Below are 12,380 nucleotides of genomic sequence, written 5' to 3' on the forward strand. Positions count from 1 at the left end.
AAAAATAAATTATATAATTTGAGTTAAAATAAAAAGTAATGAAAAAATAAAATAATAATGAATAATTATCCATTAAATGGAACGATTTCCACATTAAAATCTAATGTTTCATCATCTATTGTAACTAAACAACCATGATTATCTTTAAGCATACCTGGATTTGCAACAGTTGTATCTGCTATAATATCAATAGATTTTGCTTCATGAATATGGCCACATAAATTAATATCTATATTAAATTCTTCTATAATATCTCTTATAGCTTTACTTCCTACATGAACACCATCAGGAATTTTATCTACCTCACTATCTAACGGAGGAGCGTGAGTAAGTAATATTTTAACTTTTAAATCTTCATCTTTATTATTTTCTTCATATTCTAAAAGTAATTCTTTAATATTGTCATATAAATATTCATCTTCAAATTCTCCAGGAGTATTAAAAGGTGTTGGATTAGAACCTCCAAATCCAAATATAATTACATTCCCATATGTTTTTACATTCTTATGAAGACATGTTCCATTAGTATCTTTAATTAGATTAGGTACCTCTTTTGGATCACAATTTCCTTGAATTGCATAAACATCAAAATCTAAATCTGTAATACTATCAATAAATTCTCCAACAAATTCCAAAGGACCAAAATTAGTAATATCACCATTTATTAAAATTAAATCAATATCTTTATTATTTTTTAAATAATTAATGAAATTTTCATTATATTCTCCATGTACATCACTTATAGATAAAATTTTCATAAAATTACCTCACAAATTATTAGATATAAATAATATATTAACTTTCAATTAAATAAATTTACTATTTTTTATTAAAACCAAATATTATAAAAAGAATTAATTAAAAATCCTGAAAAATATTATAAAATAGGTGTAAATAAAAAATACAGTTAATAGAATATAAAAATAATAAAATAAATAAAAATTGAATTAAATCCTAAAAAAAATGAAGAAAATTAATAATAAAAAAAGATTATTCTAAAAAGAATGATCCCATCTCTTTAATTCCTTTTTGAACATCTTTTTTATCACCATATACAGTTATAGTTAAATCATCCTCATATTCAATGATTAAACCATAATATTCTCCAATCTCTTGAATTCTCTCTTCAGGAATTGGTTTTTTAAAAGTGATACGGCTTGTTGAAAATCCTGGAGGAGGGTTTAGATTAAATTTAGAATGAATATCTGGAACATCGTATAATTGTTCTCCTTTATTTGCCCTTCTAATTTTATCTATCCATTGTTCAGCATATTTATCGGAAACTTTATCACTAGCAAGATCAATTAATTGATTTTGAATTTCAGATAAAGTTACAGTAGCTCGTCCAATTTCATTAATCATATCTGGATGAGAAGTATCTTTTTTATAAAAACTTATTTGACTTTTAGTAAATCCCATATTCTTATTTATTTCTGTGGGAATTTTAATATTTTGTTTTTTTAAAGCCGTAAGTAAATCTAATAAAACTAACCACAATTGTTCAACAGGTAAAGAGCTCATAAATGGCCTTCCAATATTTTTAAAGTAGTTATATTAACTTTTGCATCTGCTTCTTTTAATTCATTTTTAATTTCTGTAATATTATTATAAGAATCTAAAAAGAGGACATGATGACTATCAGTACCAGTAATATCTAAAATTGCAATTTCATCATCATCTTGAACTTCTCTTTTTTCAATTGTTGCTTTAAATTGTACATACGGACCATATTCTTCAGGAAGATCTTTAAATTTAAAAATTCCTCCTAATGTAGCTACAAACATATTTCAATCACCTAATATTTTCTAATAAATTATATTTTTTTCTTAAACTATACATCAAATGTATAGAAATTATATAATTATTTAATTAAAAGTAGTATAAAATATTTTTGATAATAAAATTCCAAAAAATAATGAAAATTAAAAATAAGATTTTATAAAATAAAATAAACATTATCATTTTTAATGTTCTAATTTAAAAAAAAGATTCATCTAAAAGATGAAAAAAATAGAAAAATTTAGAGATTAAACTCTAAATTTAGTTAATTTTTTTAATTACAGGAGCAATATCTTGTTGTTGAGCACCAAAGGTTAACTCATCAGCAGATAATCCCATAGCTAATCCGTATAATTGAGCTAAGTGTAAAACTGGTAAGTGGAAATCAGTACCATATTGTTCGTTGACTTCGTTTTGACCTACATCAAATTGCATGTGACAGAAAGGACAAATGTTTACAATACAGTCAACACCAGCTTTAGTCATATTGTCAAGTTTTTCTTTTGTGAAACTAGTAGTAACAGATTTATCTCTAGCTCTTAATCCTCCACCTGCACCGCAACACATTTGTTTGTCGGTGTAATCGACAGATTTTGCACCAGTAATTTCAACTAATTCGTCTAAAATAGAAGGATTTTCTGCATCTCCTAATTGTTTTGCTGCAGTAGGTTTTAAGAAGTGGCATCCATAATGGACAGCAACATTAATGTCTAAAGGTTTTTCAAACATTTCAGCAAGTTTATCTAAACCTACATCATTATATAAAACTTCAGCAAAGTGTCTGACATTAGAAGTACCTTCAAATTGGTATTTAGTTGTTTCAGCTAATACAGCATTAATTTCATCTTTTTTAGCAGGATTTTCATCTAATAATTCTTTAGCTTCAAATAAAGAACCATAACATCCATTACATTCAGTTACGATGTCATCCCCCATTTCTTCTGCAATAGCAATGTTACGAGCTGCAATTGTAGCCCATGTTTTTTGATCAAAAGAACCAAATACACCAGGAGCAGGACAACATGAAGCTCCTTCCATATCTTTAAGTTCAATACCGATTTTGTCGAATAACATCCTAGTAGCTTTCTCAATACCCGGATAACGGTTATTCATAATACATCCTAAAAAGTAAGCAATTTCCATTATAATTCCTCCTTATAATCCTTCATAACCAACTAATTTATCAAACTCACAAGCTTTACATATAGCTTGTACTTCATTTAAAGCTTCTGAATATTTATGAGTAGTTGGAGGTACTTCATCAAGCCCAATTTCTTTTCTTAATGCTTTTACTTTATCATTAATAGGTACACCGTGACCAGACTCGATAACAAATTTACCAGTAGCTTTGTGTGCATCAGCCATGTAACCTGCATGAGCAGCTTCATTACGTGCAAATTTAATAATATCTACAATAGTAACACTTCTAGGACATCTTTCTTGGCAAGTGTAACAAGTAGTACACATCCATAAAGCAGGGTCAGAAATAACTTCTTCTCTTAATCCTAATAAACATTTTCTTACAATTTGTCTTACTCTGTAAGGAGTTCTCCTACCAGATGGACAACCTCCACCACAAGTTCCACATTGGAAACAATGTTCTACAGTTTCAAGACCTGCTTCGACAAATCTTTCTTTAAAATCAAAATCGATATCATCTAATGTATAAACATCATTATCATTTAACAAAGTCATATTATCTCTCTCTTTATTAGTTTCGTTTTCGTCTTCAGAATTATCTTCAGATTCAACTAAAATTTCTTCTTCAATTTCTTCAGAAGAATCTAAACCATCATTTGAAATTTCTTCTTCAACATTCTCTTTAACTTCATCCTCTTGAGCTTTAGAAGCTTTTTTAGGAGTTTTATTAAGTTCTTCAACTTCAGAAGAAATATCAACTTTAAGATGTTTAACTTCTTCTTTATTGGTTTTGATATCTGGTTCAGAAGATTGAATTGTAGAATCCTTACTATTAGAAACAGTGGACTCATTAGAAGATGTCTGTTTATCTGTTGATTTATCTACTTTAGTAGACGTTTCAACTTTTTTTTCTTTATCAACATCTTTATTTATCCCAAATAAAGATTTTATTAAATCAAATACAGACATTAATAAACACATCCTAGAATATCATTGGCTAAACCTCAATCCTTATAATAAATTATATAAATAGAGTATATAAAGATTACTAAAAAAATGAAAAGTGTAACCTAAAAGGTGACATCTTTTTAGATTAACCTAAAAATTTTTTCATTGAAGAAGAAAATTAAAAATAAAAAAATGAATTAAATTATAAAAAAATTATAAATAAAAACTATAAAAAATATAAATACTAAAATTAAAAGTAAGATAGAATAATAAAAATTTGAATAAAATAGAGGAATAAAATGCCTATTAAATTTGAAATTAAATCCCATGATGGTCCTGGAAGATTTGGAAAACTTAATGGCGAGATAACACCCTTTATAATAGATAGAGAAAAATACAATATTATACCTCCTCAAGCATCACCATATAATGTTAGCTGGGATTTATCTAACTGGAGTGTTAAAGAAACTATCAATAAATCTAAAAAAGATATAGGAGATTTAGATATTGGAGTTATCCAAGGTGGAAAATATCTTGATTTAAGATTAGAATGTGCTCAAAAATTAGAAGATATTGGTTATACTGGTTTTTTAATAGGAAGTGGAGATGAATTATTACTCCACCCAAAGAATTTAGTTAAACTTATAGTTAATTTAAGAGAGATCTTAAGTCCAAATGCTTATTTAATATATCCATTTGCAGAACCTTCTTATATCCCTTTACTTTGTTATATGGGTATTGATGGATTTTTAATTGATTCTGCAAAATTCTACAGTTATTTAAATGTTTTAATGACACCAACAAAAAATTATAATTTGAATATCTATCCATTATTTGAGGGTATGACAAGAGATGATCTTGAAAAATATAATAAAAATACTCTTGATTTTACCTTAAGAGAAGTTCGAGAACATATGAAAAATAGAAGCTTAAGAAATCTTGTAGAAGAAAGAGCAAATACAAGTCCTCAAAACAAAACAGCATTAAAAATATTAGACAAAGAATATTCCCATTATTTGCTTAAAAATCAACACTTATTTTAAAAAAAAATAAAAAAAATAAAATGCTAATCTTATTAATGTTAGTTATAATACTAAAATTAATATATACTACCAAAATTATATTAATTTTATAAAAACTTAATTAAAAGTTAAATTATTATCTGTTTTATCTAAAAACATTTTATTCATTGATAAATAAATCTTAAAGTTTTTAATTGAAAATAATTCAAACTTATAGCTAAAATGAAGAATTTTAATATTAAACAAAGTTTAAATATTATATTAATATAATAAGATATTATGGTTAATAATTTAAGGTATAAATTCGCTAAAATTATAGGTAAATTAGGTGGACAAGTTGTAAGTCTTAAAGGAGGAATGGGAAAAAGTTTCCCTGGGTGGCTTTTTTTAAAAATTGGTTCATATGAAGCTTTAAACAATTTGGCTCAAGAACCTAAAATTGGTTCTGTTATTATAACTGGTACCAATGGTAAAACCACGACTACAACTATGTTAATAAAATTACTCTCTGAAGATACTCAAATTAGCTCTAATTTTGAAAGTAATACCATTAATGCAATTGCAACGGGTCTTTTAAAAAATGATGCAAACCTTGGTGTGTATGAATATGGTATACGTGACTTTGAACATGGAATACCTGAAACAGTACAAAGACTAGTAGAACCAGTTGGCGTAGTTTATACTACAATTTCAAGAGAACATACTCAAGTTCTTGGTGTTAAAAATCCATTTGAAAAATATTTAGCTGCAAAAGAAGCTTTATCCAAAAATATGAATGATGGCGTTATAATAACAAATGCAGATGATCCAAGAACTGCATACATAGGACTTAAGAAAGAAAAAGATGTAAAAGTAAATTATTTTGGATTTGATATAGATATTGAAGATATTTTTAAAGAAACTCCTATCCCCTGCCCAAAATGTGGAAAAGACCTTCAATATTCTAAAAGGTTTATGAATCATCGTGGAATTTATGAATGCGAATGTGGATTTAAAAGACCTGAAGCAAATGTTAAAATTACAGATATTAAAATGGAACCAGACCGATGGTATATTACAATAGAAGGTACAGTATATAATTATCCAAAAAAGAAAAATATTTCATTTAAATTCAACACAAATCTTCCTACCTTTGGAGTTCACAACTTATATAATACATTATGTTCTACAACTGCATATGCAAGTTTTACACCAGAACCTCAAAAAATTGAAAAAACTGCAGATAAAATATTCTCATCACTTACAATGGCAATTTTACCTCCAGGACGTTTCGAAGTTGTAAAGACAAAAAGTAATAAAATTGTAGGTCTTGGTCAAGGAGATAATGGTGATGCTGTAAAAGCAAATATATTATTTATGAAACAATACATTAATGACAAATTAGAATTTATTTACACCACTCCAGATATAGGAGAAGAAGAAGTATTCGAAGATCATCTTGAAGCTATAAGATTAATGAATCCAGATCATTTAATTGTGATACCTGGAAGAGAATCTGTTAAAATAGGCAAAGACTATTACAATCAAATTAAAGATGAATTTGATAGTGAATTCTACCCCTTCCCATATGAAGAAATGGATAAAAGAATAAATGGTATTGTTGATCTTGTCGGCAAATCCCAATATAAAAATATAATAATTACTGGTTGTGGCGAAGAACAAGCCATGTGGGAAGAAATTAAAAACAAAATCAAAAATAATCAATAAAAAACAAGTTAAATTTTTAAAGAATATAAACATTCCCCACCAGATAAAAAAAATATAAAAAAATTATTTGGCTAAAAGTAAAAAAAAATGGAAAAATAAAGATCTTTCCACTTATTTTGTAACTTTTAAGGTACCATTTGCAGTAGTTTTATTATAAGTTGCAGTACTTTCATAAGTAACAATGAACTTATAAGTACCTTGCTTATTAATATTACATGCTTTAATATTAGCAGCATTAAGAGTAAGTAAAGCTACACCTTGAGAATTAGTTTTAACTTTAAATGTTTTCTTATTATTAACTTTAATGACAACATACTGATTTTTGATAACCTTATTTTTACTGTCTTTTAAAGTAGCAGTTAACTGCATAGATTTATCAGTAATCATATAAGAGCTTTTAACTGATTTAACACTAATAAACTTAGTAGCCTCTTTGTTAATAGTTATTTTAACAGTTGCTTGAGACGGATTATGGTTTTGATCTCCAGCAAAACTAATTACAAGATTACGTTTACCAGCAGTCGCTGTTTTTAATTGAGCTGCAGTTAAATTAATTTTAACCTTACCAGACCCGTCAGTATTAACAGTACCTATCACTTTACCATTTAATTTAAATGTAACAGGAACATTAGCAACACGATTATTAACAGTAACTTGATATGAACCACCATAATTTATAACAAAAGTAGCATCTTTAGCAGTAATACTAGTAGATTGTTTAGTAACATTGAAAGACACAGATTGAACAGTAGCTTTATAATTATCAGTACCCATATAAGCCACATTCAACTCATAAAGACCAACATTTAATAAATCAATAATATTAATAACACCACGACCATCAACAAGATTAACAGCATAAATTCTTCCATTAACATCAACATAAACTAAAGAATCTTCACAACCAGTAGTCACATTAATTAAAGCATTCTCACCATAAACAATATCAGTCACACTAACATTAATTGTAGAATTAGCTTTATTTACATTAAAGGAAACCGGAACAACACAAGGATTATAATTAGTGGTTCCCATATAAGTCACATTAAAATTGTAATTACCCGCATTTAAAATATCAGTGATATTAATTACACCACTACCGTTAACAAGATTAACAGCATACATGTTTCCATTAACATTTACATAAACTAAACTATCTCCACAATCAGTAGACACATTGATTAAAGCATTTTCACCATAAACAACATCAGCCGCACTAACATTAACAGTAGAATTAGCCTTAACAACATTAGTATTAATATAACTTATGAGTGAAGTATATTCTCCATCACCAATGTAAATAATCTTATAAGTATAGTTTCCGGAGATTAAATTATTAACTTCAATAATTCCAATGCCGTTAATAATATTACCATAAGCGATAGGTATGTCATCACATAAAACAGTGATATTACCATTATTAATAACTATATCATCAATACAAGAAACGTTACAATAAATTAAACCAGTAGAACCATAAATAAAATCATATAATTCAAAGGTAATATTTGCATATTCATGAATCAAATTAGAATCACTATCTCTTATAGTACTATTATCTATATTGACTTCTGCCATATTATAAACAATATTATCTAATGGATTATTCGTAAATTTGGAAGTTTTAATATTAATTGTACCATTTTCTATTAAAATAGCCCCAGCATACATTATAGCAGAATTTTTTTCGAAAGTTGAATTTTCGATACTGACATTACCATTAACAGATGAAACTCCACCGTCATAATCTGCCTTATTTTCAGAAAAAGTACTATTCATAAAAGTAACAGTACCATTAACAAATACAGCACCACCATTTTCAGTAGTATTATTTAAAGTCAAATTAGAATTAATAACATTAGCAGTACCATTAACAAATACAGCACCACCAAGCCCTGCTGAATTTTCATTTAAAGTAGAATTAATAATATCAATATTATTCCCGAAAATGTAGAGTGCACCACCTTTTGAAACTGCTTTATTCTTAGTTAAATTGTTATTACTGAATTGGATATTTTGACCCCAAATTGCAACTGCACCACCATAAGTAGTGTTTGCAATGTTATCAGTGAAAATATTATTATCTAAATAATCAAGGAAAAATGCATAATCATTTTGACTATATAAAGATAATGCACCACATTTATATGCTTCGTTTCCGCTGAAATTTGAATTTGTAATATTTGCATAACCATTAATAGATGCTGCACCACCATCCCTAATTGGATAGTTAGCATCAAATTTAGTGTTATTAATTGATGTGAAATTCCAAGCACGGAATGCTTCACCATAATATGCACCATTATTAATGAATTTACAAAAATCTACAAAAGTACAACCTTTAACATAGACTGCACCACCATTACCAGTTGTTAAATCAGCCTTGTTATTAGTGAAATTGGAATTTTCAATATTACTATTACATTCAAGACCTTCATTTAATATATAAACTGCACCACCATCAGCTCCTGCTATATTACCATCAAATTCTGAAGTTTTAATATTAGTATCATTACCTTGAATAAATAATGCACCACCAACGCCACTAGTTACATTATTTCTATTGGATTTAACTTCAATAAAAGTATTATTATTACCCCAGATAGCTACTGCACCACCATAACTAGTTGCTACATTATCATTGAAAGTTGTTTTAGTAAAACTATTGTCATCACCATATATAGCTAATGCACCACCTGTAGATCCTTTATTACCCTCAAAGATAGATTCAATAGTAGTTGCGTGACCTACAATACTTACTGCACCACCTTCTTCATCTGCTTTATTGTTAGTGAATCTTGAATTTGTAAAACTAACATTACCCATAATACGAGCAGCACCACCAAATACTCCTTCATTATCAGTAAAATTACAGTTATTAAAACTACCAAAACCATTAATAAAGACCGCACCTTGATATGCTTTATTATTATCAAAAATAATATCTATAAAAGTACCTTGACCTTCACCAATATAGACTGCAGCACCTTGACAAGTATCGCCTTGACCTTCACAATAACTGAATGTATTTCTCTCAAAAGTACCATTACCTGATTGAATATAAACTGCAGACCCTTTTATATTAGAAAATGCAGTATCAATAAAAGTACCTTGACCAGGATTATCAGCATCACCCCAAATTGCTACAGCACCACCACCATTCCATTGATCGTAACCATTTTTAATATTAATATTTTTCAAAGTTATATGATGACCAAAGTACTAATGAATCTTAATTTGCCACCTAAATCAATATAATTACCTTGACCATCAATAGTTAAATCTCTTGAAACAAAAATACCGCCAAGAGCTATAAAACGAGAATCAGTATTCTCATCATAAGCATAATTATTCTCCAATACAATTAAATCACTAGAACCCGAATTTATAGTTTCATTAAGACTGCTAAAATTCAAAACATCATTAGTAGATTTAATCTCTTCACCGTCACCTTTACTATTCGTGACCGTTGAATTTGACAACAGATTATTATTATCATTACTTTCTTCAACATCATCAATAGCAATATTATTATTATTATCGGATGTTGTCTTTAGACTATCTGTATTATCTGTCAAACTAATAGAATCATCCATATTAGCCTCACTTGCAGAAACCAAACCTAGACCTAAAAATAATATCAAAAGAAAAGTAACTACAAACGCTAATTTCATCTTAATATTACCCCCTCCTATCAATAATAAATAAAATAAGTAAAAGGACCAATAGAAATCATAAAATTAACCATTATAGAAAATTTAATTAATGTTCTATAAAATAAAATTAGATTATATATATTATTATATTTTAAACTAAAATTTTTTAATAAATTTTATCTACTTAATTCTATTCAGTCCCCCTCATCAAAAAATGAAAATAATGAAAAAAATTAAATAGTCATAAAAAAAATCCGATATTGAATTTAAATAATTAAATTTTTTAATAGTTTTAAATTGTCATTTACTAAAAAAAGTTTTAAAATACACTTAATCAGTAGCATACCTTGACAATTTATCAACAATTTTAGTAATTTTTGGCTGTAGAGGACCTGTTTTTCTAGCAGTCTTATAAGCCAGTTTTAAATCATCATTTTTAAGTCCTTTAATTAATATTAAAGCAGCAACATAAACAATTACTCCTACAATTAAGCCTAAAAATATACCCCAAGAAGTTTTTGGAATTAAAAAACAAACTATACCCATAATCAAAGATGCAAAAAGAATTTTACTAAAATCTTTAATAGCTAAATCGACTTTAGAAACTCTATGGGTGTAAAATATACACACAAACATTATAAATGCAGTACTTAAAGTAGTAGCTATTGCAGCACCTCCAATACCCCACATTGGAACAAATAAAATACTAAATAATGCTTGTATAATAACTCCTAAAACTAGTGAAATCATAGGAACAATAGGTTTTCCAAGCCCTTGGGAAATACTACTAGCAATAGTATATACAGCAAAACATAACATTCCCATAACAAGTATTTGTAATGCTAAGGCACCCTCCATATATTCCACACCAAATAAAAGTCCTAAAAGCGGACGTGCAAATAATGCAGTTCCAACACATAATGGAAGAACAATTATTATTACATATCTATAAGACTGATGAATATAAGTTGATAACAATTTATGATTTTTAAGTGAAAATGCTTCAGAAGCTGCAGGAAGAGCGGATGTTGCAACAGACATAGATACAATTAAAGGAAGTCTAGCAATTGCACTAGCATTGGTATAATATCCTGCGAAACTACTTGCCAAATTTGCACCAATGAATAATGTACCAATATCATACAATAAAACCTCAGCAAGTCCAGTAATAACAACGGGTATTGAGAACTTTAAAAGAATGATTACAATCTTCCATTCTTCAGAACTAGATATTTTTTTAGGACCTGTTTTAAATTTAGAGGTTACATCTTTTTTAAATAACCATACTGCAGATAATGATGCAAAAACGAAACCAATAACTGTTGCTAAAACTGCACCTGCCACTTTCCACCCAATAAGAACAAAAACAACTGCAAAAAGAATCATTCCCAATTGTTCAAAAGCCTTTGTAATAAGAATATCAGTCATCTCATAATAACCCTGGAAAACTCCTCTATAAAGACCTACTATTACACTAAATGGAGTTATAACCGCAACAAGTTGGAGTGGTAAAACTGCCTCAGGTTTACCCCACCATCCTATAGCAATAGGTGTAGCAATTAAAAACATCAATGTAGCGCCAATTACCGACATGACGATAGTTATTTTAAAGGAAGTGCGAATTACCTGTTGTTCCATCTGTTCATTATCTACTGCAGAATATTCCGCAACATACTTAGCAATAGCTGAAGGGAGACCTCCAGATGCAGTAATATTTAAGAAATTCTGAAAAGGTAATGTAAGGCCTAAAATCCCATAATCTGCTGGAGCAAGTAACCAAGTTAATATGAAACGATAAATGAATCCACCAATACGAAATATAAATGAACCAAGCAGTAATACAAAACTACCCTTTGCAATTTTAGATTCGTTATCAGCCATATAAATACCTATATAAAAAAATTTTATATTAAAAAGCAAATAAAAAAATAGATTAAATAATCAATATAATTAATAATATTTAGGAAATATCCTTTTTATATATTTTTCTATAACAGCACAATGCTAGAAACTTAAGCAAAAATTGGGAATATGTTAACATTGTTATATTTTTATTTTAGCAAGTTTTTTATATTTTTATTTGCAAATAATGTTATTGAAAAGATTTTTTGAATTTCGAAAATTCTTT

The 12,380-nt window shown here is 27.8% G+C and carries 10 protein-coding genes; 2 read left to right on the forward strand and 8 right to left on the reverse strand.

Translation table 11 applies throughout. The features are described from left to right. Window positions 1-65: 65 nt before the first annotated feature. The 5 genes from QZ146_RS06275 to hdrC all read right to left on the reverse strand — a co-directional run bounded on the left by QZ146_RS06275 (window position 66) and on the right by hdrC (window position 3,888). A complete protein-coding gene (locus QZ146_RS06275; RefSeq protein ID WP_295722817.1) occupies window positions 66-758 on the reverse strand; it encodes a metallophosphoesterase in 693 nt (230 codons plus the stop codon). Window positions 759-990: 232 nt separating this feature from the next. Next, window positions 991-1,521 (reverse strand): DUF2096 domain-containing protein, encoded by a 531-nt coding sequence (locus QZ146_RS06280; protein WP_295722818.1) that lies wholly within the window; start codon window positions 1,519-1,521, stop codon window positions 991-993. Continuing rightward, window positions 1,518-1,784: a DUF749 domain-containing protein gene (locus tag QZ146_RS06285; protein WP_295722819.1), complete on the reverse strand. Its 267-nt coding sequence runs from the start codon at window positions 1,782-1,784 to the stop codon at window positions 1,518-1,520. Before QZ146_RS06285 ends, QZ146_RS06280 begins: the two co-directional genes overlap by 4 nt. Before the next feature lie 256 nt (window positions 1,785-2,040). Then, the gene (hdrB, locus tag QZ146_RS06290; RefSeq protein WP_295722820.1) at window positions 2,041-2,922 is read right to left on the reverse strand and encodes a CoB--CoM heterodisulfide reductase subunit B; all 882 of its coding nucleotides are present in this window, start codon (window positions 2,920-2,922) and stop codon (window positions 2,041-2,043) included. A 12-nt stretch (window positions 2,923-2,934) separates the two neighbouring features. Beyond that, window positions 2,935-3,888, reverse strand: a complete 954-nt coding sequence (gene hdrC / locus QZ146_RS06295) for a CoB--CoM heterodisulfide reductase subunit C (protein ID WP_295722821.1) — start codon at window positions 3,886-3,888, stop codon at window positions 2,935-2,937. A gap of 278 nt (window positions 3,889-4,166) precedes the next feature. Here hdrC and QZ146_RS06300 point away from each other — a divergent pair, with 278 nt between their 5' ends. Both QZ146_RS06300 and QZ146_RS06305 read left to right on the forward strand, forming a co-directional pair. After that, window positions 4,167-4,910 carry an archaeosine tRNA-ribosyltransferase gene (locus tag QZ146_RS06300; protein ID WP_295722822.1) on the forward strand — a complete coding sequence of 248 codons (744 nt, stop codon included), beginning with the start codon at window positions 4,167-4,169 and terminating at the stop codon, window positions 4,908-4,910. A gap of 258 nt (window positions 4,911-5,168) precedes the next feature. Next, window positions 5,169-6,596, forward strand: coding sequence for a Mur ligase family protein (locus QZ146_RS06305; protein WP_295722823.1), 1,428 nt, complete (start codon window positions 5,169-5,171; stop codon window positions 6,594-6,596). 111 nt (window positions 6,597-6,707) lie between these two features. Here QZ146_RS06305 and QZ146_RS06310 read toward each other — a convergent pair whose 3' ends face one another. From QZ146_RS06310 to QZ146_RS06320, 3 genes are all read right to left on the reverse strand, one after another. Continuing rightward, window positions 6,708-9,797 carry a right-handed parallel beta-helix repeat-containing protein gene (locus QZ146_RS06310; RefSeq protein ID WP_295722824.1) on the reverse strand — a complete coding sequence of 1,030 codons (3,090 nt, stop codon included), beginning with the start codon at window positions 9,795-9,797 and terminating at the stop codon, window positions 6,708-6,710. Window positions 9,798-9,799: 2 nt separating this feature from the next. After that, the gene (locus QZ146_RS06315) at window positions 9,800-10,270 is read right to left on the reverse strand and encodes a hypothetical protein (RefSeq protein ID WP_295722825.1); all 471 of its coding nucleotides are present in this window, start codon (window positions 10,268-10,270) and stop codon (window positions 9,800-9,802) included. 312 nt (window positions 10,271-10,582) lie between these two features. Beyond that, on the reverse strand, window positions 10,583-12,133 hold the full coding sequence (locus tag QZ146_RS06320) for a flippase (RefSeq protein WP_295722826.1): 1,551 nt from the start codon (window positions 12,131-12,133) through the stop codon (window positions 10,583-10,585). Window positions 12,134-12,380 lie beyond the last annotated feature (247 nt).

The organism is uncultured Methanobrevibacter sp. (assembly GCF_905235195.1).
In the GTDB taxonomy this organism is placed as follows: domain Archaea; phylum Methanobacteriota; class Methanobacteria; order Methanobacteriales; family Methanobacteriaceae; genus Methanarmilla.